The sequence below is a fragment of the Pseudomonas sp. AN-B15 genome, assembly GCF_019056475.1.
Taxonomy (GTDB): Bacteria; Pseudomonadota; Gammaproteobacteria; order Pseudomonadales; family Pseudomonadaceae; genus Aquipseudomonas; species Aquipseudomonas parakoreensis.
On record NZ_CP049737.1, the window covers coordinates 6,187,444 to 6,208,870 of the forward strand.

The window sequence follows — 21,427 nt, forward strand, 5'->3', positions numbered from 1 at the left end:
TCGCCTACTACTTTTAGCGATCCGCATCCCCAACGAGGAGCAAGAGCATGAGTCACTACGACGTGGTCATTCTGGGCGGCGGCCCCGGTGGTTATAACGCGGCGATCCGCGCTGGCCAGTTGGGCCTGAAAGCGGCGTGTGTGGAAGGCCGCGCCACCCTCGGCGGCACGTGCCTGAACGTCGGTTGCATGCCGTCCAAGGCCTTGCTGCATGCTTCGGAGCTGTACGACGCGGCCATGGGTGCGGAGTTCGCCAACCTCGGCATCGAGGTCAAACCCACGCTCAACCTCGCGCAAATGATGAAACAGAAAGACGACAGCGTGAGCGGCCTGACCAAAGGCATCGAGTTTCTGTTTCGCAAGAACAAGGTCGACTGGATCAAAGGCTGGGGCCACATCGAGGGTCCGGGCAAAGTCACGGTAACCGACGATCAAGGCAACACGACCGAGCTGAGCGCCAAGGACATCATCATTGCCACCGGCTCCGAACCCACGCCCCTGCCCGGCGTCGAGATCGACAATCAGCGCATCCTCGACTCCACTGGCGCGCTGTCGCTGAGCGAAGTACCGAAGCATCTGGTGGTCATCGGTGCCGGAGTGATCGGCCTGGAGCTGGGCTCGGTCTGGCGGCGTCTCGGCGCCCAGGTGACCGTGGTCGAATACCTCGACCGCATCTGTCCGGGCGTCGATGCCGAGGCCGGCAAGACCCTGCAGCGTTCGCTGAGCAAGCAAGGCATCACCTTCAAATTGAGCTCGAAGGTCACCAGCGCCACGCCCTCGGCCAACGGGGTGCAGCTCAGCGTCGAACCTGCAGCGGGCGGCAGCGCCGAGTTACTGGACGCCGACTACGTACTGGTCGCGATCGGCCGGCGCCCATACACCAAAGGCCTGGGCCTGGAGAACGTCGGCCTGAGCACCGACAAGCGCGGCATGCTCGCTAACCGCCAGCACCGCACCGAAGTCAATGGCGTCTGGGTAATCGGCGACGTAACGTCCGGGCCGATGCTCGCGCACAAGGCTGAAGACGAAGCGATGGCCTGTGTCGAACAGATCGTCGGCAAGGCCGGCGAGGTCAATTACGACTTGATTCCCAACGTCATCTACACCCGGCCGGAACTGGCCAGCGTCGGCAAGACCGAAGAGCAACTGAAGGCCGAAGGACGTGCCTACAAAGTCGGCAAATTCCCGTTCACCGCCAACAGTCGGGCGAAGATCAATCACGAAACCGAAGGCTTTGCCAAAGTCCTCGCCGACGAACGCACAGACGAAATCCTCGGTGTGCACCTGGTCGGCCCGAGCGTCAGCGAAATGATTGGAGAATATTGCGTGGCCATGGAGTTCAGCGCCTCGGCCGAAGACATCGCGCTGACCTGCCATCCGCACCCGACCCGCTCCGAGGCGCTGCGTCAGGCGGCGATGAATGTCGAAGGGATGGCGACGCAGATCTAGGTGGCCACCCAAACCCTGTGGAAGCTGGCTTGCCAGCGATGGCGTCAGTCCTGTAACCGTTGCGGTCGCTGACACACCGCTATCGCTGGCAAGCCAGCTCCCACAGTTGACCGTGTTCCTGCTGGAGGACTGCGGTCGAATGTGGGAGCAACCCGCTCTACAGCGGCAGATGCCCCAACGGCAACGCCCCCGGCGTCTTCACCGTGTGAATTGCAAAGTTGCTGCGAATGTCACTCACCCCCGGCAGCTTCAGCAGGCAGCCGCTGAGAAAGCGGTCATACGCGCGCAGGTCCGGCACCACCACTTGCAACAGAAAGTCCGATTCCCCGGACACCAGAAACGCTGAGATCACCTCCGGCAGTGCCGTGACCGCCGCGTAAAAGGCTTCGGCTTGCTCATCGTTATGGCGCTCGACCTTGACCCCGACAAACACCGTCAGCCCCAACCCCACTTCATCGCGATCGAGGTTGGCCTGATAGCCACGAATCACCCCGGCCTCCTCGAGCATCCGCACCCGACGCAGGCACGGTGACGCCGACAGACCGATCTCATCCGCCAGTTCGACGTTGCTCAGCCGGCCGTTGCGTTGCAGCGCCGCGAGAATCTTGCGATCAAAAGCGTCGAATTTCATGGTTGGCAGATCCTGCTGGTCAAGTGGCAAAAAGAAAGCAGGTTATGCCAATCCTGTGGCTTTTTGAAGCTGACTTCGCAAGCACCTGCCCCGCCCTTGCGCCCTAAACTTTGCTCACCGAATCGACAACGAAAGGGCTGCGACATGACAAGTATCTGGCTGTTTTTTCTGGCATTGGCGGTGGTCTTCCTGTTGCCGGGGCCAGACATGATCCTGTTGCTGCAAACCGGTGCCCGCCAGGGTCGCGGTGCGGCGCTGGCGACCGCCGTGGGGTTGGCGGTGGCCCGGGGCTGTCATGTGGCATTGGCGGCGCTGGGGCTGGCCGCGCTGTTCAAGGCGGCGCCGTGGACGTTTGATCTGGTGCGCCTGGCCGGGGCGGCGTACCTGCTGTGGATCGGCATTCAATGCCTGCGCAGCAGCCTGCTGCCGAACCTGAACACGCCTGCCGTGACAAAGACCCAAGGGCAATGGCGCGAGGCGATTCGCCGTGGCCTGCTGACCAATCTGCTCAATCCCAAGGCGTTGCTGTTCTGCTCGGTGCTGTTGCCGCAATTCATCGTCAATGACGGCGCAGCGGTGCTGACCCAATTTGCCACCCTGGGTGTTCTGCTGGTGGGCTTCGGGCTGCTGTTCGACAGCGCCTATGCCCTGACCGGCGCCGCGCTGGGTCGTTGGCTGCAACACAGTCCTACCGCCCAGCGCGTCCAGCAATGGCTGTTCGGCAGCCTGTTGATCGGCTTTGCCGTGCGCCTGACGTTTATCCAGCAGGCTTAGGGCTTGCGCGCCTTGCGCCGACGACTGAGCAACACCAAGGCGCCCGCACTGAACAGCACCAGGACACCGACCACCGGCCATTTATACGGACGCAACGTATTGCGTACGGCATCGGTCACCTGGGTGACGTAACGCTTGTCGGCGTTTTCGAAATCCGGGTACGGGCACTGATTGCCGAAGTCCACCGCCCAGGGCACGTACGGGCCTTCGTTGACGTAGCGTCGATACAACGCGCTCTGTTCTTCAAGGCTGCTGTTGAAACCGGCGGCATTGCATAACACCGCAGCAAACGCCTGACTGGTGTGCGGCAAGTTGTCGGCAGCCCGGCTGGCCAGCGCGGTGGCGACAAAACGGTAGTGATAACGCTCGTCCGGTTGCGCCTGGCTGGCCTTCTGGCGCTGGACTTCAGCCTCGGCCACCAGCGGCCCGACTTTCAGCTCGGTGTTTTCCAGACTGTAGCTGCCGCCGAACGTGGCGTAATCCGGCGCCATCTCGTAACCGAGAATGTCCATGCCCCATTCACGTGCGGTCCACGCCGCGTTGTACAAGGCGCTGGCGCGTTTGGTCGGCCACCACGCAGCGTCGGCCTTCATTCGTTGTTCGCCGTAGAGCCGGGCCTTGTGCTGCAGGTCCGGATTGTCGAAATAGCCGACCGCTTCCTCGTAATGCCCTTCACGCAGCAAGCGCCGTCCCAGCAGATTGCGCAGGCTGGCGGCGACCGGCAGCGGCACGTAGTTGTCGCGCTGCTGTTGGGTCAATGCCGGCGGCGCCGGCACGTTGTCATCGACATAACGCTTGAGCTCATCGACCGTCAGCACGCGCTCGGCCACCGTTGCCGCGTCGAACCAGTAGATGCTGTTGCTGCGATACAACTGCACGAACGCTTGCAGGTATTCGCCACGTTGCAGCGCCAGAATCGCGCTCTCGCCCTCGACCCGGCATTTCGGCTGGACGGTTTCGAAGTCCCAGTCCGGGGTGCGCCGGTAGCCCCAATCCTCGCTCTGCGGGAAAGCCTGCGCAGCTTTGGCATAGGCGGCAGCCGCGGCATTTTTATCACCGTCACGCACCGCCAGTTTGGCTCGAAGCCACCACGCCAGTCCGCCGTCACCGGCATTCTCAAGGAAGGCTTTGGCGCTGGCGTAATCACCTTGTTGATAGTTCATGGCCGCCAGTCGATCGGCGTTTTCCAGGCTGCCACGGGTGCTGTTCTGCAACAGCTTGATGAGTTTCTTTTCGTTCGGTGGTTGTTCGTCGAACGACCAGCCCATCCGGCTAATCAACGAGGCGGTAACCAATTGCTGCACAGCCTTGCGCTCCAGCAACTTGGCCAGTTGCGGCTCGGGCAGTTCGGCCAGCTCATTCATCAGTTGTTTCAGCGAGGTATAACCCACGGCCGAGCCGTGCAGGTTCTGCGCTTCATACAGTTCGATGGCGCCGTTCCAGTCGCCGGCGTTGCGCAGCACTCGCGCCTCCTCACCGAGACTGGCGACACCGAGTTCCAGAGGATCGCTGAAGCCATCGATGCTCAATTGTCGGGTCTGACGGAAGGCTGCGCGTGCGTCCTCCAGCACTTCGATGACATCGCCCGCCTCGGCACTCATCGCAAACCAGGCGCGGCCCAGGGAGTACGCCGCCCAAGTGCTGCGCAGCGGGCGCTGATCGGCCGGCAGCGCCAGCACTTTGTTGAAATATTCGACAGCCAGTGGATGATCGCCGGTGGCAAACGCCACCGCGCCGGCCACGTAAAAACGGATTTCCGCTGGCAGACTGGCGCCCTGCGCCTCGACCTGACGCGCGTCGGTCAGGCCGCGCAGTTGCTTGACCAGTGCTTGTTGCTCGGCGCTCAGACCCACCTGTTCGGCTTTTTCGCGAAGCGCCGCAGGCTCGTTCTCGTCGCCGTACATGTCGTCGGGATTGTGCGTCGCGGCGGTAACGTTCTTCAGCCCGGCAATGGTTTTGCCGAGGCGGCTGATCTCGAAGTTGAAGTTGCCCTCCGGCAGCTCAGCCAGGCTTTGCCCACGATTGTCGAGCAGGCGCATCGGAAAGTCCGGGCCGCAGGCCAGCGCCGAACCCAGCGGCAGGCTGAGGCTCAGGCAGAGCAGATGGCGGGGCCAGTTACGGGTCAACATGCGAACCTCCTTGATCAATAAATGCACAGCGCGCCCAACCGATGGCGCGTTGTCCACCCGCCGGCAGACGACCGTCGCGCAGGCGGGTGAAGGTAAGCAGATCCGCGCTTTGTTGCAACGCGTAACCGGCGAGCGCATCGGCGCCTTCGCAAGCGCTGGCCTTGACGGTGATGCGCGTGGGCCAGGCACTGTCGAGGTTACCGACATTGCGCAGGGCGATGTCCTGCAAACCATCGTGGTCGCTGAACGTCAGACCGAGCCGGCTGCTCAACGTATCGCCAAGGGCCACAGCGCGCAGCGTACTGAGACTCCAGGCGCGGCGATCATTGGGTAGCGGCAGACGAAACCAGATCAACCCGGCCAGATGTTCCGGGCGATCCTCGCGCATGTCACTGGCCAGTCGGCTCAATTGTTGAGGATCGGCGAGCAATTCGCGCCGCTGGCCGCCGCGCTCGAGTGGCACTTCACTTTCCACCACCGGAACGCCATCGGCATCCGGCAGCAGCGCCACGCCGTAGGCCGGCAGCGCCAGATAAAACGGTTTGTCGCTCACCCGCCCCCAGGCCTTGGCCCAGCGCCGCGCCTGCCCGGGGTCGAACAGACCACGACGCGGATCGCTGACCGCGTGCACCTGCAGCACACTGCTGTCGACGCTGGCCAGCAGTGCCGGCAGTTGCGAACTGTCGAGCCACGCCGGCAACGCAGTGATGCTCAGCGGCAAGTTGGCCGGCAATGCGCCACGCAGACGCACGAGAAATTCGCTATACGCCGGCAGACGCGCATTACCGGCGTCGTGATCGATCTCGACCCCGCTCACCGTCAGGCCCTGCGCTTGCCAGTCAGCCAGCATCTGAAGGATCTGTGTGTTCACCTGTTGCTGATCGAGCGCCTTGAGCTGACCGTCGAGACGAACCACCGCAATCAGCGGTCGGCCATCGCGCTTGAGCAACGCCGCATCGATTTGCGCCCGATGCCAGCCGTCATTGGGGAATGCCTGCAAGGCCAACACGCGCAATGTCGAGAAGCTCTCGCGGCTTTCGCGCAGGGCAGCGTCATGGGCCGGCGTCCATTGACGTTGCCAGATATAAAGTTGTTGATCGAGGGCGGGGGCATCCTGCCGCTCGCAAGCAGCGAGCAGCAGCGTTGCCGCGATCAAAATCGAAAAGCCGAACCGCATGAAATGCTTATTCCCTGCCAATACAAAAATGCAGGGTACACAAATCCCTAGAGGAGCGACTCAAGGCTTGCGGGCAATAATCACCTGACTCTTCGCCACGACCGCGTCCAGCGCCTGCTTGATCTGCGCACCACGGGGCGAATCGAGCACCGCTTGCCAGGTGTTGGCCCAATGCTCGAGCAACGGGTGATCAGGGTTGCTGAAATCGACCTTGGCTTCCCAGAACAACAGCATCCACATCGACCAGTAAAAACCGTACTGGCTGTGGCTGATGATCTCCAGCCCGGCGTCGCTGACCAGCGTCTTGAACTGATCTTCACTGATGATGCGAATGTGGTTGGGCTTCTGGAAATACTCCGGCGCCGCAATGTCCTTCTGCAAATCTTCCGAGCTTGGGTGCGGCACGCTCAGCAGGTACAGCGCACCAGACTGGCCGACCCGCACCAGCTCGGCGAGAAACTGCGCCGGGTCGTCGACGTGCTCGATGACTTCGGTGGAGACCACTCGGGTAGCGGTGCCGTCGGCGATCGGCAACGGATTACAGTCGGTGACATGGCACTCGACGCTGCGCGCCGGGGTATCGCTCAGGCGTTGGCGGGTGGCCTCGACCTTGGCGCCGTCGATGTCGGCGATGATGATCTTCGCCCCGCGCATGCCGCAAAAATGCACGTTGCCGCCGTCACCACAGCCGACATCGAGCAAGGTGTCATCGGCGGTCACCGGGAAGCCCTTGAACAGCTCGCCGGTCTCCTGGTTGAACCAGCCGCTGAGCTTGGCATCGTAGAGACCGAGCATGTACGGATCGACCTTGTCCGCCACCGGGGCGACGGGTTGCGCGGGGGCCGGTGCAGGCGTCGCCGCCGTGAGTTTTTTCAATAGGCTCAGCATGAGGTGGCTCCGGGGGTTGAAACGGCAGTTCGGGACGTGTCGAGGCGCCGCACCAGGGCGGCACCGCGATTGCGCATCGGCATTTCGATGAAGCGGTAGTTCAGCTCGCTGAGCAGCACGATCAGGCCGAAGGCGATCAGCAAGGTGAGAATCGGGTGCCCGGCCGGGCTCGGCAAATCGGCAGCCTGCAGCCGGAAAATCAGCTCCCGCACCAGCAGGTAGGCCGGGATATGAATCAGGTAAATGCCGTAGGAACGACTGCCGATCCACGCCATCAGCCGCTGCAAATGGCCCGCCGGCAGCAGGTAATCGCGGTTGTAAGAAGCAATCCACACCAGCAGCGCGCCGAGCACGGCAATCGAGCCGATGCGGTAAGGCGCGAAGGTGAAACGGTCGGTGGCCATGAAACTCATCAGCAGTGCCACGCCGATCAGCACTGATACCCCGGCCCACGGCCGCCGCAGAAACGTCGGCTGCCAGCGCTGCCAGGAAGGTTGCGCGCTCCACAGCGCCAGCAGCACGCCGAGCGCCAGGGCATCAGTGCGCACCACCATCAGCAACGGCGTGCGCAGGGTGAACAGTTGCACCGCCACCAGCGCCAGCAAGGCCCAGACCAGATGCTTGCGGCACAGCACAATCAGCAGCGGGAACAGCAGGTAGAACTGCTCCTCCAGCGCCAGGCTCCAGTAAACAAAACTGCTGCCGTATTCGTAATGAAAAAAGCTGTCGGCAAAACGGAAATTGGCGTACTGCAACACCCCCGCCAGCGTCGCCTGCAAGTTGGCGTGCAAGCTGCCAAAGGCCCCGGAGCGGTTGAGAAACACGCATGCCAGCAGGATCAGCGCCAGCCACAACCAGGCCGACGGCAACAGGCGAAACACCCGGCGCAGCCAGAAATTGCGCGTCTGCTGCCAGCACTCCTGACGCGTCGTGCAGCCTTGCAGCGCGGGGATCAGACTGCGCGCGATGACGAAGCCGGAGATCGCGAAAAACAGATCAACGCCCCACCACGGTTGCGCCCAGGCATGAATGTTCTCCAGCAGCGGCACCGTGTCGGTGAACAGGCTGCCCTGCAAGTGATGGAACAGCACGCCGAGCACGGCGATGGCACGCAGCACCTCGATGTCCATGATCCGCCTGGCGCTCATGGCTGGTCCCCGGTGCAGGTTTCGCCAGCCAGCGGTTTGCGGGCGATGATCACCTGGCTCTTGGGCATGAAGCGGTCGAGCATCTGCTTGATCGCCAAACCGTCGGGCTGCGCCAGCAGGTCTTGCCAGGTCCGTGCCCAGCTTTCCATCAGCGGCGGATACGGCGCCTGAATCCGGTCGCGTACCGCGCCACCGAGGTCCCGGCCGGCAGCGCGTTCGCTGGCCCAGAAGAAGATCATGCCCATCACCCAGAAGAAGCCGCTGGCCTGCCGATGCTCGATCACCAGCCCGGCGTTCTCCACCAGTTCGGCAAAGCGCTGCTCAGTGAAAATCTGCACATGATTGGGCGTCTGGTAATAACTGGCCGGGGCGATGCCTTGTTGCAGGTGCTCGCCCACCGGTGCCGGCACGCTCAGCAGATACTGCGCACCGGGGCGGCCCATGCGCACCAGTTCGGCCATGAACGGTTCCGGCTGGTCGATGTGCTCCAGCACTTCCATGCACACCACTTTGCTCGCGCAACCGGCGGCCAGCGGCAATGGCAGGCTGTTGCTGACCAGCCCCAGATTCGGCTTTGTGCTCTGCGCCTCAACCTGCCGGGCCAGATCGCGAACCTTGTCATGTTCGCTGTCGGTGAAAATTACCGAGGCGCCCTGCCGCACAGCGAACAGCGTCGCCACGCCCTCGCCGCAACCGACGTCGAGCAAGGTGTCGTCAGCCGTGATCGCGAAGCCCTTGAGCAACTCGCCGCTGCCCGGCAAAAACCAGCCGTCGAGAATCGCGTCATGCAACCCCACATCCCGTGGCGAGACCTGCGCGCTAGGCTCAGGTGCAGCAGGCGACGGAACCGGGAGCAAGCGTGCGAGCAGACGCCGGATCATGCGCCCGAAGCTTCCACGGACAACGGCTTGAGGGCCTGCGCGCGCTGCGCAAAAAACCTCCGCAGGCGTTCTTCTGCACTCGCCTGACTGCAGAACTTCTGCAGGTTGTGAACGGCATGCCCGGACATTCGCGCATAGCGTTCGACGTCGTTTTTCGCCACCTCATAACTGTCGCGGTACGCAGCGCACAACGAGTCCCAATCGGTCATGTAGCGCAAGGTACGGTAAGCCGCGCGTGGGTCGTGAGGCCAAGCCGTAAGCTCGTCGGTGGAATCAACGATGAACGCGTTGTCGCTGTCGACGTAATCGGCCATTGCCGTATTCAGCGGGGCGATCGCCGGTTTGCCGCAGGACATGAACTCCATCAGCGGCAGGCACTGCCCTTCGCCATAGGAGCTGTTGACCACATAGCTGGTGGCCTGCACCAGCGCTTCGTAATCGGCGTCCGCCAGATAACCGTGGATCAGCACGATCCGGCAGTGGTAGGACTGGTTCTTGTACAAGTGATGCAGCATGTCATTCAGGGCATTGGCGATGTCATGGTGCGTGAGCTTCAGCACCAATGTCGCATCGGCGACGTCACGGAACGTGGTGCAGAAGGCACTGATCATGTCCTGCCAGTTCTTGCGCCCGTCGTACGGGTTGAACACCGAGGTGTAGACTACGCCGTCCAGTTGCAGTTGGCAGTCCTGCGGTGGCCCGGCAAACGACATTGGCGTGCCTTCGCGCAACCCCGGCGGACCGTACGCGCGCAGATCCACCGTGCGGCTGTCGAGCAACAGGCCACGCAACTTCAACTGCACCGCTTCGACCACAGGCTGCTTGCGCAACTGCGCACCGCGTGCGGCAAAACGGTCCCAGACTGGCGCGGGTATCGCGCAGATCGGATAGTCCGCGCCCATCACGTCGCAGACTGCGTTCACCGTGAAACTCGAATGGGTAATCGCCATGCCGCAGGCGTTCAACACCACGCGCCAGTCGTGACGTGGCTCGCCGTGCCAGCTTTCGGTGGGGATGGTGCTGAATTCCCAGGCAAATACCGGGATGGTCGGGCAGGCGTAATGAATCGGTGTGCGATGCGGTGGCGAGAACGACAGGAACACGCACGCTTCGCCACGGCTCAGACAATCGAAGTACAGGCGATCAACCAGTTCGTCCGGGTTGCTCACTTCAATGACTTGCCCAAGGCGTTCCAGCACCGGGCGGAATTCCTTGAGCACGAAGTAATAGCTGTACTCGGGCCGGCCGAGGTTCTGCTGGATGTTGCTCTTGTTGGTTTCCGAATGAATGATGATCAGCATGATGCAGTCCCCGCCTCGGCGATCAGCTGTGGGCTTGCACTCGGCGTCAGTTGAAAAAACTGCGCCAGACGCTGCTGCACCGGAGCAAAACTGCAGTACTCGCGCATGCGCTCATTGGCCGCCAGGGCCATGGCCTGATAAGCCACCGGATCGTTTTTGGCCATGGCGTAACTGTTTTCGTAGGCGGTTTTCAACGAGCCCCAATCCGGACGATGGCGCAGGGTGCGGTAGAGGATCCGCACGTCATCCGGCCAGATCGTCGGCTCACGGCCGGACTTGACGATGAAACCGACGCGCTCGTCGATGTAGTCGTGCATTGCCGTGTGGTCCGGCGCGATCACCGGACGAGCGCAGGACATGAATTCCATCAGTGGCAGGCACAAACCTTCGCAGCGGGACGCGTTGACGTAGAAACTGGCAGCACCGTACAGCCTGGCGAACTCTTGGTCTTCCAGGTAGCCGTGCATGACCACCACCCGGCAGGCGAAAGGCGACAGCTGCGACAACAAGGTAATCAGGTGCACGTAGTAAGTTGCCAGATCGTTCTGCGTCATCTTCAGCACCAGCGTGGCATCTTCGACATCGCGCATGGCCCAGCAGAACGCAGTGATCAGGTGATGCCAGTTCTTGCGTCCGTCTTCAGGGTTGAACACGCTCACATAGACCACACCGCTGACCTCGGTCTGTACCGTGGCACTGATGTCCGGCAGGCTGGCCTGCGGATGCTCGACCACCGGCGGTGTTTCGACGATGACGGCCGACGGCAACGGCTCGGGGGCCGGGCTACGCAACCGGAAGAGCTGGCGGCGCAGGGCGAGCGGCAGCAAGTCGCGAACGGCTTCGCGATACCACAGCAACAGATTGTGTTTGAGCAAAAACAGCGGCCCGTGGTCCGTCGGGGTCGCGGCGGCGCGATAACTTTCGCGCAGGTAGTGTTTGGTGATGAACGCACGTCGGCGCAAGGTCAGTGGCGGTAACGGCGCTGCTTCGGGCGTAACCACCGCGGCGGGCTGCGGCTCCTGCACATCGACGGCGGGTGCGATCAGCCCATCGGCGGACAACCCGAGCGTGCGGCTATCGATAATGCAGCCCTTGATCTGCAACACCGTGCCTGGGTTGACCGGCGCAGCAGGGTACTGCTGGCGCACCCCGGCAAAGCCTTCCCACAACGGTGTCGGCAATACCAGGACCGGGAAATCTTCGCCCATGGTCCGGCGAATGGCTTGTGCCGTGTGACTGGACAACGTGATCGCCCGACCGTGGCGGGCCAGGATCTGGCTCCAGTCATGCCGGGCATCTTCATGAGGGTCATCCGGGATCGAGTCGTACTCCCACGCGATCACGCAGACCACGGGGCATTGCAGGTCGGTCGGGGTTTTATGCGGCGGCGCAAACGAAAGAAAAAGGCAGTCCTGACCGGCCAGTTGCAACTGCCGATACAACGGGTCGACTTCGGCCGCCGACGACACGACGTGCACCTGTCCAAGGCTTTCCAGCACAGGACGGTAGGCCTTGAGCACGAAGTAATAGCTGTATTCCGGACGCCCCAGACTCTGGCTGATGGAGCGGTCATTGACGTCCGAGTAAAGAATGAAATTCATGGCATCCCACGGTGACACCACCATCCCGGCAGTTTCACGCTATGACGACCAGGCGCTGAATCGAGTCGGGATCACCGCTGCTCGTCCTTCGTCCTGAGCTCGTCTTCGTTCTTGTTTTAGTGGCTGGTTTCACCCTGTTGCGCAATTACCCCGGCGAACCTGGGGAGATGGCGACGAGGGCCATTCTAAACACATCCTTTGCGAATCCGGGAACCGCCCGACAAGAATAAATAGGGCTACGCTGACGAGAACTGACCGGTCACGGTTTGCGCTGTTGAAATTGCCGATCATTTGGCACAGATTGGTAACAAATAACTACAACAACGACTTTGCCGATTGTCCTGCCGGTCTTTCTCATCCGGCCTGACAGACTTTTCCCCAAAGCCTATGGGAAAGTGGCGAAGGTTAAAGACCAAGGGGTCAGTGTTTGAAAAAGCGTCTGTTCATCACGGGCCTCAGTGGGTTCGTGGGACAACATCTCCAGTCGCATCTGGAACAGCCTGGCTCGACGTGGGAACTGCTGCCTGCGGCGGCGCCTTACGATCTCACGGCTGCGACCAGCCTCACCGATCTGTGGCCACAATTGCCCGACGCGGTGATTCACCTGGCCGGTCAGACCTTCGTTCCCGAAGCTTTCCGTGACCCGGGCCGAACGCTCGAAATCAATCTGCTCGGTACCCTCAATCTGTTACAGGCCCTCAAGGCCCGCGGTTTTCGCGGGACGTTCCTGTATGTCAGTTCCGGCGACGTCTATGGACAAGTCGACGAGAGCGCCTTGCCCATTACCGAACTGCAACCGCCCTGCCCGCGCAATCCATACGCGGTGAGCAAACTGTCGGCAGAGTTTCTCAGCCTGCAGTGGGGCCTGAGTGAAGGCTGGCCAGTGCTGGTGGCGCGGCCGTTCAATCACATCGGCAGCGGGCAGAAAGACAACTTTGTCATCGCCAGTGCTGCACGCCAGATCAACCGCATCAAACAAGGCCTGCAAGCCGCGCAACTGGAAGTCGGTGACATTGACGTCACGCGCGATTTCCTCGATGTCGGCGATGTGATCTCGGCGTATTTCGCTCTGCTGGAAAAGGGTACGCCGGGGCAGGTCTACAACATTTGCTCGGGCCGCGAGCAAAGCATCCGCAGTTTGATCGAGCAAATGGCCGACCTTGCCGAGGTCGACCTGCAACTGGTCCAGGATCCGGCGCGCATGCGCCGCGCGGATCAGCGTCGCGTTTGCGGCAGTCATGCAAGGCTTGCCCAAGTCACGGAATGGGCGCCGAAAATTACAACACAACAATCCTTGCGGGCGATCCTGTCCGACTGGGAGCAGCGAGTACGACAAGAATGAAAAGTGCACTGATCACAGGGATCACCGGCCAGGACGGCGCTTATCTGGCCAGACTGCTGCTCGACAAGGGCTACAAGGTTCACGGTCTGGTCGCACGGCGCAGCAGCGATTCACGCTGGCGCCTGCGCGAGATGGGCGTCGAAGGCGACATCGTCTACCTGGACGGTGACATGGCCGATGCCTGCTCGGTGCAGCGCGCGGTGATCAAGTCGGCGCCGGACGAGGTCTACAACCTGGCCGCACAAAGCTTTGTCGCCGCGTCCTGGAATCAGCCGGTGACCACCGGTATCGTCGATGGCCTGGGCGTGACCCACCTGCTCGAGGCAATCCGCCAGTTCAGCCCGCACACCCGTTTCTATCAGGCCTCGACCAGCGAAATGTTCGGTCTGATCCAGGCTGAGCAGCAGGACGAGAACACGCCGTTCTACCCGCGCAGCCCCTATGGTGTCGCCAAACTCTACGGCCACTGGATCACCGTCAACTACCGTGAAAGTTTCGACCTGCACGCCAGCAGCGGCATCCTGTTCAACCACGAATCGCCGCTGCGCGGCATCGAATTCGTGACGCGCAAGGTCACCGACGCCGCTGCCCGGATCAAACAGGGCAAGCAGCAGGAACTGGCCTTGGGCAACATCGACGCCAAACGCGACTGGGGCTTTGCCGGTGACTACGTCGAAGCCATGTGGCTGATGCTGCAGCAGGACAAACCTGACGATTTCGTGGTCGCCACCGGCATCACCACCACCGTGCGCGAGATGTGCCGCATCGCTTTCGATCACGTCGGTTTGAACTACCGCGATTACGTGAAGATCGACCCGGCGTTCTTCCGCCCCGCCGAAGTCGAAGTGCTGCTCGGCAACCCGGCCAAGGCGCAGCGCGTGCTGGGCTGGAAACCGAAAACCGACCTCGACACCCTGATCCGCATGATGATGGATGCGGACATGAAACGCGTCGCCAAGGAGTAGGCCATGCTGATCCCCGTGATTCTGTCCGGCGGCGCCGGCACTCGTCTGTGGCCGGTGTCCCGCGAGGGCCATCCCAAGCCGTTCATGACCCTGCCCGACGGCCAGTCGCTGCTGGGCAAGACCTATCAGCGTGCCGCCGCATTGCTGGACGGCTGGGGCGACATCGTTACGGTGACCAACCGCGAATACTACTTCCAGAGCAAGGATCACTATTGCGCCGCCCACGTGTCGCGCCATCGTGGACACTTCCTGCTGGAGCCGACCGGGCGCAACACCGCCCCGGCGATTGCTGCGGCGGCCTTGTCACTGCAAGCGTTGCACGGTGACGACGCGATCATGGTGGTGATGCCCGCCGACCATTTGATCGTTAATCAGCAAGCCCTCAAGAGCGCCGTCGAACACGCGGTCAACCTGGCGAAGGACGGTTATCTGGTGACCTTCGGCGTACTGCCGACCGCCCCGGAAACCGGCTTCGGCTACATCGAAACCGGCGCGCCACTGGATGCCAAAGGCGCGGCAAAAGTGCAGCGTTTCGTGGAAAAGCCTGACCTGCAAACCGCCACACATTACCTGGAAAGCGGCAACTTCCTGTGGAACTCGGGCATGTTCTGCTTCACCACCGCGACCCTGATCAACGAGCTGCAATTGCACGCACCGGAGTTGCTGGAGCAGACCCGCGCCTGCATGGAGGCCAGCGCCCCGGTGGAAACCGTCGGCTGTCTGCAACAGGAACTGTCAGCAGCGCTGTTCGCTGAGATCACCGACATCTCCATCGATTACGCGTTGATGGAACGCTCGGAAAAAGTCGTGGTGGTGCCCGCCGGTTTCGACTGGAGCGACATCGGTTCATGGGGCGCCGTGGCAGCACTGGTACCGGCCGATGCCGACAACAATCGCGCCAGCGGCGAAGCGGTGTTCATCGACAGTCACAACAACTTCGTGCAGAGCGAAGGCCGGCTGGTGGCCGCCGTGGGTGTGGATAACCTGATCATCGTCGACACCGCCGACGCCGTGCTGGTGGCCCACGCCGATCGTGCCCAGGATGTGCGGCGCGTCGCCAAGCAGCTCAAGGACAAGTCCCACGAAGCCTACCGCCTGCATCGCACGGTCAGCCGTCCGTGGGGCACCTACACGGTGCTCGAGGAAGGCCCGCGCTTCAAGATCAAGCGCATCGTGGTCAAGCCCGGCGGCAAGCTGTCACTGCAAATGCACCATCACCGCAACGAACACTGGGTGGTGGTCGAAGGCATGGCCAAGGTCACCAACAACGGCAGCGGCACGCATCTGGTGGCCAAGAACGAATCGACGTTCATTGCCGCCGGGCACCGCCATCGCCTGGAAAACCCCGGCGTGATCGACCTGGTGATCATTGAAGTACAAAGCGGCGAATACCTGGGTGAAGACGATATCGTGCGCTTCGAAGACCAATACGGCAGGACGGTTTGATGCTGCTTTCCCTGTATCGCTCGCTGCGCAGCTACCGCGGATTCATCCTCGGCAGCGTCAAGCGGGAGTTTCAGGCGCGTTATCGCAATTCGCTGTTCGGCGCGCTGTGGACCGTGCTCAACCCGTTGTCGATGATCGTCGTGTACACGGTGATCTTTTCCCAGATCATGCGCGCGCGCCTGCCGGGTGTGGATGACGGCCTGGCCTACAGTGTGTACCTGTGCGCCGGCCTGCTGACCTGGGGACTGTTCGCGGAAATCACCTCGCGCAGCCAGAGCATGTTTCTGGAAAACGCCAACCTGCTGAAGAAAATCAGCTTCCCGCGGATCTGCCTGCCGGTGATTGCGCTGCTCAACGCCGGGATCAACTTCGCGATTATCCTGGCGCTGTTTTTCGGTTTTCTGCTGATCAGCGGGCGCCTGCCCGGCATGGCTTTGCTGGCGCTGATTCCACTGTTGCTGGTGCAGGTGATCTTCGCCGCCGGGCTGGGGATGATCCTCGGCATCCTCAACGTATTCTTCCGCGATGTCGGACAGATGTTCGGCATCTGCCTGCAATTCTGGTTCTGGCTGACCCCCATCGTTTATCCACTGTCGATCCTGCCGCCGGGCATCCAGCACCTGATCAGCCTGAACCCGATGACGGCACTGATGACCAGTTACCAGAACCTGTTCCTCTACAACCAGTGGCCGAACTGGCCGTCGCTGCTGCCGTTGCTGATCCTCGGCCTGCTGTTCTGCGCCATGGCCCTGCGCCTGTTCCGGCAACGTGTCGGCGAAATGGTGGATGAACTCTGATGGGACATATACGCGTCAGCGGCCTGGGCAAGGCCTACAAGCAATACCCCAATCGCTGGAGCCGGTTGTTCGAGTGGCTGGTGCCGTTTTCCGGCACCCGGCACCACTTGCACTGGATCCTGCAGGACATCGATTTCGAGATTCAGCCCGGCGAAGCCGTCGGCATCGTCGGGGTCAATGGCGCGGGCAAAAGTACGCTGCTGAAGATGATCACCGGCACCACGCAACCCAGCTGCGGGCAGATTCAACTGCAAGGTCGCGTGGCCGCGCTGCTGGAACTGGGCATGGGTTTCCACCCGGATTTCACCGGGCGTCAGAACGCGTTCATGGCCGGCCAGTTACTGGGCATGCAGGTCGAAGAGATCGAAGCCTTGATGCCGCAGATCGAAAGCTTTGCCGAAATCGGCGAAGCCATCGATCACCCGGTGCGCACGTATTCCAGCGGCATGCAGATGCGCCTGGCTTTCAGCGTTGCCACCGCACGTCGTCCGGATATCCTGATCGTCGATGAAGCGCTGTCGGTGGGCGATGCCTACTTCCAGCACAAAAGCTTCGAGCGCATCCGCAACTTTCGCAAGGCTGGCACCACGCTGTTGATCGTGTCCCACGACCGTTCGGCGATTCAGTCGATCTGCGACACCGCAATCCTGCTGGAGAACGGCCGCCTGGCCATGCGCGGCAAACCCGAAGAGGTCATGGACTACTACAACGCCATGCTTGCCCAGCGCGAAGGGCAGATCGTGCGCCAGGAAATGCTCGCCAACGGCCAGGTGCAGACCATTTCCGGGACTGGTGAAGCGGGGATCGTCAGCGTGCGCCTGCTCGACGCTCAAGGGCGCAGCCTGGAAGTGGCGGAAGTCGGCCAGCCAGTGGTGCTGGAAGTGCAGACCGAGGTGCGCGAGGACATCGAACGACTGGTGTTGGGCTTTCTGATCAAGGATCGCCTCGGCCAGGCGATCTACGGCATCAATACCCATCGCCAGGACCAGGCAATCAGCGACCTGAGCGCCGGAGAGCAGGTGACGTTCCGCTTCGCCTTCGACATGCGCCTGGGCAAGGGCAGCTATTCGGTGGCGCTGAGCCTGTCGCGTCTGGATTCGCATCTGGATCGCAATTTCGAATGGCGCGATTACGGTCTGGTCTTCCACGTCATCAACAACCGTCAGGAAGACTTTGTCGGTTGCTCATGGCTGCAGGCCCGGACCGAGATCAGCCGCTCCAGCGAACACCCGGCGCAGCAGGCAGACAAGGAGATCTCGCGATGACACGACTGTTGATGGAGTGCACCTACGTTTTCGAACACCCGTCCGCCAACTCGGGCATTCAACGCGTGGTGCGCAACGTCATTCAACAGTTGCCAGAAGCCCACGCCGAGCGCGAATGCATCCCGGTGGTGATGCTCGACGGTGCCCTGTATGAGGTGAAAAGCCTGGCGCCGATCAAAACCCCGACAATCAATCTGACCAGCCTGCGGGTGAAGCTGGAACAGTGGGCCAACAGCTTCTGGTTGCGCCATCGCGCTCTGGAACGACGCCGGCCTTTCAGCCAGTCGCATTTCGCCCGGCGAGTGCTGTACGTGCTCTGCCGGCTCACGGCGTTCGCCTGTTTCAGCCTGCCGATGCGCGTGCTCGGGCGCCTGCTCAAGGGCAAACCGATCCCCGAACGTTGCGTGCCGCTGCAACATCGGGCCGGCGATCAACTGGTGTTGCTCGATTCCTCCTGGCACGCCAACTTTTTCCCCTTGGCCGAACAACTCAAACGCGACGGCGTCGGTATCGTTTCGGTAATCTACGACCTGATCCCGCTGACCCATCCGCAGTTTTGCGACGCGGGTCTGGTCAAGGTGTTCAATGACTGGTTCGACTGGATCGCGCGCACCGCTGACGGCTATGTCGCGATCTCGACCACCATTCGTGATCAGGTGCGCCAGGAGATGGTGCGCCGGATCGGCACGCAACAGGTCCAGCAGCGCTGGTTCGACTACTTCCACCTGGGTTCCGAACTGGACCTGACCGACGCCGCAGCCGAGGTCGATCGCAACCTGCTGAACCTGTTCAAGACCCCGGAGCCGGTGTTCCTGATGGTCAGCACCATCGAGCCGCGCAAGAACCACGCCTACCTGCTCGATGCCTTCGAACGTGCCTGGGCGGCTGGCTCCACGGCGCGCTTGTGCATCGCCGGGAAAATCGGCTGGAAGTGCGAAGCCCTGATCGAGCGGATCCGCCAGCATCCACAACTGAACCGTCGCCTGTTCATGTTCAACTCGCTCTCGGACAAAAGCCTTGAGCACGCCTATTCCCACGCCACCGCGCTGGTATTCCCGTCGCATGTCGAAGGGTTCGGCCTGCCGCTGGTGGAAGCCATGCAACGCGGCTTGCCAGCGATGGCCAGCGACATTCCGGTGTTCCGCGAAATCGGCGGCGATTACATGGCGTATTTCGACCTGCACAACCCGCAGAGCCTTACCGACCTGGTGCTCGGGATGGAGCGCTCGGGTGAGTTTCCGGCACCTCTGAGCCTCGACCAATGGCGTTGGCTGAGCTGGCGCGAAGCAAGCGCGCAACTGGTGCAGCGCATCGAGCGCAACCTGAACCATCCACTGCCCGCATCCGAAGGCCAGCATGCGCATTGCTCTTAACGCGCGGATTCTTCAGGCGCCACGCACTGGCATCGGCCACTACGTCGCCGAACTGGTCCGCGCCTTGCGCGACACAACCGATGTCGAAGTGGCGTTGTTCCACGGCTGGGGCTGGAGCTCGGCCCTGCCGGAAGCGGCCATGCCCGGCTACTCGCGCCTGACGCCACTGCTGCGGCAGATCCCCGGGGCCTATCAGGCGCGGCGCTGGCTGGAACAGAAACGTTTCGATCAGGGCCGCACGCAAGGCATCGACCTGTATCACGAGCCGAGCCTGTGGCCGCTGGCCTTCGATGGCCCGACCGTGATCACCCTGCACGACCTGACCCATCTGCACTTTCCTGAGACCCAGCCCTTGGCGCGCCTGAAGGAAATCGAACGGCGTCTGGCGGCTGGCGTGCAACAGGCGCAACGGATCATCACCGACTCGCGGGCAATTGCCGACGAGGCCCAAGCCTGGTTCGGTCTGCCGGCCGAGCGTTTTGTGGTGGCGCCACTGGGTGTGGCCGAACGCTTCCACCCACGGCAACCCGACGCCCTCGAAGCGGTGCTCAAGGCACATGCCGTTGCCCCGCGCGAATATTTCCTGTGTGTCGGCACTCTGGAGCCGCGCAAGAACCTCAGCCTGGCATTGCGCGCCCATGCCCTGCTGCCGGAGGCCGTGCGCCAGCGTTTTCCACTGCTGATCGTCGGCATGGCCGGTTGGCAGCAGACGCAGTTCAGCGATGAGCTGCGCCAGGCCCTCGCGTCGGGTCACGTATGCCTGCTCGGCTATCTGCCGGATGAACAGGTCGCGCAACTGCTGGCCGGCGCCCGGGCGCTGGTGTTTCCGTCGCGGTATGAAGGCTTCGGATTGCCGGTACTGGAAGCCATGGCCAGTGGCACTCCGGTGATTCTCACCCGTTCTTCAGCCATGCCGGAAGTCGCCGGCGCGGCGGGCAACTACATTGAAGCTGATGATGCACAGGGCTTGCGTGATGCGCTGATCCGCCTGATCGACGATCAAGCGCATTGGCAGGCCTGCCGAGAAGCCGGATTGCACCGGACGCGGCTATTTTCCTGGGAACGTTGCGCACAGGCCACCGCCGGTGCCTACCGCCAGGCCATGGGAGGCTGAATGCGAGTTCTTCATTTTTTCAAGACGTACCTGCCAGATTCGGTCGGCGGCATCGAACAAGTGATCTTCCAGCTCTGCGAAAGCGGCGCGCATCACGGCATCGACGGTCAGGTGCTGACCCTCAGCGCCGACCCGACCCCTCCCGTGATGCAACTCGGCTCACACGAAGTGCATCGCGCCAGACTCGACATCCAGTTCGCCTCCACCGGGTTTTCCTGGAGCGTGTTCAAACAGTTTCGCGAACTGGCGGCCGAAGCCGATGTGATCAACTACCACTTTCCTTGGCCCTTCATGGACCTGGTGCACTTTGCCAGCGGCCTGAACAAACCGAGCGTGGTGACCTATCACTCCGACATCATTCGCCAAAAACATCTGCTCAAACTCTACCGCCCGCTGATGAACCGCTTCCTGGCCAGCGCCGACCGGATTGTCGCGGCCTCGCCGAACTACCTGCACACCAGCGACGTGTTGCAGCAATTCCAGGACAAGACCCGGGTGATTCCATACGGTTTGAACAAGGCGGGTTATCCACAGGCCGACAGCCAACGCATAAATCGCTGGCGCCAACAGCTTGGGGACAAGTTTTTCCTGTTCGTCGGGGTCATGCGTTATTACAAGGGTCTGCACATCCTGCTCGATGCCTTGAAGGACGTGGATTATCCGGTGGTCATCGTCGGTGCCGGGCCGCTGGAACTGGAACTGCATGCCCAGGCCGCCGCGCTGGGCCTGCGTAATATCCACTTCCTCGGGCGTCTGGGTGATGAAGACAAGGTCGCCCTGCTGCAACTGAGCTACGCCATCGTATTCCCCTCGCACCTGCGCTCCGAAGCGTTTGGCATTTCGCTGCTCGAAGGCGCGATGTACGGCAAGCCGATGATCTCCAGCGAGATCGGCACCGGCACCAGCTACATCAATATCCACAACGAAACCGGGTTGGTGGTGCCACCGAGTCATCCACAGGCGTTTCGCGAGGCGATGCGTACCCTCTGGGAAAACCCCGAACGCGCGGCGGCCATGGGCATCAAGGCCGAGGCGCGGTACCGGCAGTTGTTCACCGCCGACGAGATGGGCCGCAAGTGGACCGCGTTGTATCAGGAGCTGCTCGAAGAGAAAGACCTGTCTTACGCCTGATCCACCACAACACGCC

18 protein-coding genes are annotated in these 21,427 nt (G+C 62.0%); 10 read left to right on the forward strand and 8 right to left on the reverse strand.

Annotated elements, in window-relative coordinates:
- Positions 1-47 precede the first annotated feature (47 nt).
- On the forward strand, positions 48-1,448 hold the full coding sequence (gene lpdA, locus GTQ41_RS28070; protein ID WP_047297357.1) for a dihydrolipoyl dehydrogenase: 1,401 nt from the start codon (positions 48-50) through the stop codon (positions 1,446-1,448).
- A 157-nt stretch (positions 1,449-1,605) separates the two neighbouring features.
- On the opposite strand, the gene GTQ41_RS28075 is transcribed toward lpdA, so the two are convergent.
- A complete protein-coding gene (locus GTQ41_RS28075) occupies positions 1,606-2,079 on the reverse strand; it encodes an Lrp/AsnC family transcriptional regulator (protein ID WP_047297358.1) in 474 nt (157 codons plus the stop codon).
- A 144-nt stretch (positions 2,080-2,223) separates the two neighbouring features.
- Here GTQ41_RS28075 and GTQ41_RS28080 point away from each other — a divergent pair, with 144 nt between their 5' ends.
- Entirely contained in the window at positions 2,224-2,853 is a 630-nt protein-coding gene (locus tag GTQ41_RS28080; protein WP_047297359.1) for a LysE family translocator, read from the forward strand.
- Here GTQ41_RS28080 and GTQ41_RS28085 read toward each other — a convergent pair.
- From GTQ41_RS28085 to GTQ41_RS28115, 7 genes are read right to left on the reverse strand one after another with little or no spacing between them, the layout of a single operon-like run.
- Positions 2,850-4,982 (reverse strand): hypothetical protein, encoded by a 2,133-nt coding sequence (locus tag GTQ41_RS28085; protein ID WP_047297360.1) that lies wholly within the window; start codon positions 4,980-4,982, stop codon positions 2,850-2,852. The genes GTQ41_RS28080 and GTQ41_RS28085 overlap by 4 nt on opposite strands.
- Positions 4,969-6,159 (reverse strand): DUF3142 domain-containing protein, encoded by a 1,191-nt coding sequence (locus GTQ41_RS28090; protein WP_047297361.1) that lies wholly within the window; start codon positions 6,157-6,159, stop codon positions 4,969-4,971. Before GTQ41_RS28090 ends, GTQ41_RS28085 begins: the two co-directional genes overlap by 14 nt.
- 60 nt (positions 6,160-6,219) lie before the next feature.
- Positions 6,220-7,047, reverse strand: coding sequence for a class I SAM-dependent methyltransferase (locus tag GTQ41_RS28095; RefSeq protein WP_047297362.1), 828 nt, complete (start codon positions 7,045-7,047; stop codon positions 6,220-6,222).
- On the reverse strand, positions 7,041-8,195 hold the full coding sequence (locus tag GTQ41_RS28100) for an acyltransferase (RefSeq protein WP_047297363.1): 1,155 nt from the start codon (positions 8,193-8,195) through the stop codon (positions 7,041-7,043). Before GTQ41_RS28100 ends, GTQ41_RS28095 begins: the two co-directional genes overlap by 7 nt.
- Complete coding sequence (locus GTQ41_RS28105) at positions 8,192-9,076, reverse strand: bifunctional 2-polyprenyl-6-hydroxyphenol methylase/3-demethylubiquinol 3-O-methyltransferase UbiG (RefSeq protein WP_047297364.1); 885 nt, start codon at positions 9,074-9,076, stop codon at positions 8,192-8,194. The genes GTQ41_RS28100 and GTQ41_RS28105 overlap by 4 nt, the downstream gene beginning before the upstream one ends.
- Positions 9,073-10,377 carry a glycosyltransferase gene (locus tag GTQ41_RS28110; protein ID WP_047297365.1) on the reverse strand — a complete coding sequence of 435 codons (1,305 nt, stop codon included), beginning with the start codon at positions 10,375-10,377 and terminating at the stop codon, positions 9,073-9,075. The genes GTQ41_RS28105 and GTQ41_RS28110 overlap by 4 nt, the downstream gene beginning before the upstream one ends.
- Positions 10,371-11,978, reverse strand: coding sequence for a glycosyltransferase (locus GTQ41_RS28115; protein ID WP_047297508.1), 1,608 nt, complete (start codon positions 11,976-11,978; stop codon positions 10,371-10,373). Before GTQ41_RS28115 ends, GTQ41_RS28110 begins: the two co-directional genes overlap by 7 nt.
- Positions 11,979-12,405: 427 nt before the next feature.
- Here GTQ41_RS28115 and GTQ41_RS28120 point away from each other — a divergent pair, with 427 nt between their 5' ends.
- Genes GTQ41_RS28120 through GTQ41_RS28155 form a run of 8 tightly spaced genes read left to right on the forward strand, consistent with a single transcriptional unit; the run spans position 12,406 to position 21,411 of the window.
- Positions 12,406-13,320, forward strand: coding sequence for a GDP-mannose 4,6-dehydratase (locus GTQ41_RS28120; RefSeq protein ID WP_047297366.1), 915 nt, complete (start codon positions 12,406-12,408; stop codon positions 13,318-13,320).
- Positions 13,317-14,285, forward strand: coding sequence for a GDP-mannose 4,6-dehydratase (gene gmd, locus GTQ41_RS28125; protein WP_047297367.1), 969 nt, complete (start codon positions 13,317-13,319; stop codon positions 14,283-14,285). Before GTQ41_RS28120 ends, gmd begins: the two co-directional genes overlap by 4 nt.
- A gap of 3 nt (positions 14,286-14,288) precedes the next feature.
- On the forward strand, positions 14,289-15,731 hold the full coding sequence (locus GTQ41_RS28130) for a mannose-1-phosphate guanylyltransferase/mannose-6-phosphate isomerase (RefSeq protein ID WP_047297368.1): 1,443 nt from the start codon (positions 14,289-14,291) through the stop codon (positions 15,729-15,731).
- Positions 15,731-16,528: an ABC transporter permease gene (locus GTQ41_RS28135; protein ID WP_047297369.1), complete on the forward strand. Its 798-nt coding sequence runs from the start codon at positions 15,731-15,733 to the stop codon at positions 16,526-16,528. Before GTQ41_RS28130 ends, GTQ41_RS28135 begins: the two co-directional genes overlap by 1 nt.
- Entirely contained in the window at positions 16,528-17,793 is a 1,266-nt protein-coding gene (locus GTQ41_RS28140) for an ABC transporter ATP-binding protein (protein ID WP_047297370.1), read from the forward strand. Before GTQ41_RS28135 ends, GTQ41_RS28140 begins: the two co-directional genes overlap by 1 nt.
- A complete protein-coding gene (locus GTQ41_RS28145; RefSeq protein ID WP_047297371.1) occupies positions 17,790-19,166 on the forward strand; it encodes a glycosyltransferase family 1 protein in 1,377 nt (458 codons plus the stop codon). Before GTQ41_RS28140 ends, GTQ41_RS28145 begins: the two co-directional genes overlap by 4 nt.
- Positions 19,150-20,280: a glycosyltransferase family 1 protein gene (locus GTQ41_RS28150; RefSeq protein WP_047297372.1), complete on the forward strand. Its 1,131-nt coding sequence runs from the start codon at positions 19,150-19,152 to the stop codon at positions 20,278-20,280. Before GTQ41_RS28145 ends, GTQ41_RS28150 begins: the two co-directional genes overlap by 17 nt.
- Positions 20,281-21,411, forward strand: coding sequence for a glycosyltransferase family 4 protein (locus tag GTQ41_RS28155; protein WP_047297373.1), 1,131 nt, complete (start codon positions 20,281-20,283; stop codon positions 21,409-21,411).
- The last annotated feature ends 16 nt before the right edge of the window (positions 21,412-21,427 follow it).

What these genes read in the sequence shown, in the direction of transcription:
- lpdA (WP_047297357.1), top strand. Translation starts at nt 48, where the DNA reads ATGAGTCACTACGACGTGGTCATTCTGGGCGGCGGCCCCGGTGGTTAT.
- GTQ41_RS28075 (WP_047297358.1), bottom strand. Translation starts at nt 2,079, where the DNA reads ATGAAATTCGACGCTTTTGATCGCAAGATTCTCGCGGCGCTGCAACGC.
- GTQ41_RS28080 (WP_047297359.1), top strand. Translation starts at nt 2,224, where the DNA reads ATGACAAGTATCTGGCTGTTTTTTCTGGCATTGGCGGTGGTCTTCCTG.
- GTQ41_RS28085 (WP_047297360.1), bottom strand. Translation starts at nt 4,982, where the DNA reads ATGTTGACCCGTAACTGGCCCCGCCATCTGCTCTGCCTGAGCCTCAGC.
- GTQ41_RS28090 (WP_047297361.1), bottom strand. Translation starts at nt 6,159, where the DNA reads ATGCGGTTCGGCTTTTCGATTTTGATCGCGGCAACGCTGCTGCTCGCT.
- GTQ41_RS28095 (WP_047297362.1), bottom strand. Translation starts at nt 7,047, where the DNA reads ATGCTGAGCCTATTGAAAAAACTCACGGCGGCGACGCCTGCACCGGCC.
- GTQ41_RS28100 (WP_047297363.1), bottom strand. Translation starts at nt 8,195, where the DNA reads ATGAGCGCCAGGCGGATCATGGACATCGAGGTGCTGCGTGCCATCGCC.
- GTQ41_RS28105 (WP_047297364.1), bottom strand. Translation starts at nt 9,076, where the DNA reads ATGATCCGGCGTCTGCTCGCACGCTTGCTCCCGGTTCCGTCGCCTGCT.
- GTQ41_RS28110 (WP_047297365.1), bottom strand. Translation starts at nt 10,377, where the DNA reads ATGCTGATCATCATTCATTCGGAAACCAACAAGAGCAACATCCAGCAG.
- GTQ41_RS28115 (WP_047297508.1), bottom strand. Translation starts at nt 11,978, where the DNA reads ATGAATTTCATTCTTTACTCGGACGTCAATGACCGCTCCATCAGCCAG.
- gmd (WP_047297367.1), top strand. Translation starts at nt 13,317, where the DNA reads ATGAAAAGTGCACTGATCACAGGGATCACCGGCCAGGACGGCGCTTAT.
- GTQ41_RS28130 (WP_047297368.1), top strand. Translation starts at nt 14,289, where the DNA reads ATGCTGATCCCCGTGATTCTGTCCGGCGGCGCCGGCACTCGTCTGTGG.
- GTQ41_RS28135 (WP_047297369.1), top strand. Translation starts at nt 15,731, where the DNA reads ATGCTGCTTTCCCTGTATCGCTCGCTGCGCAGCTACCGCGGATTCATC.
- GTQ41_RS28140 (WP_047297370.1), top strand. Translation starts at nt 16,528, where the DNA reads ATGGGACATATACGCGTCAGCGGCCTGGGCAAGGCCTACAAGCAATAC.
- GTQ41_RS28145 (WP_047297371.1), top strand. Translation starts at nt 17,790, where the DNA reads ATGACACGACTGTTGATGGAGTGCACCTACGTTTTCGAACACCCGTCC.
- GTQ41_RS28150 (WP_047297372.1), top strand. Translation starts at nt 19,150, where the DNA reads ATGCGCATTGCTCTTAACGCGCGGATTCTTCAGGCGCCACGCACTGGC.
- GTQ41_RS28155 (WP_047297373.1), top strand. Translation starts at nt 20,281, where the DNA reads ATGCGAGTTCTTCATTTTTTCAAGACGTACCTGCCAGATTCGGTCGGC.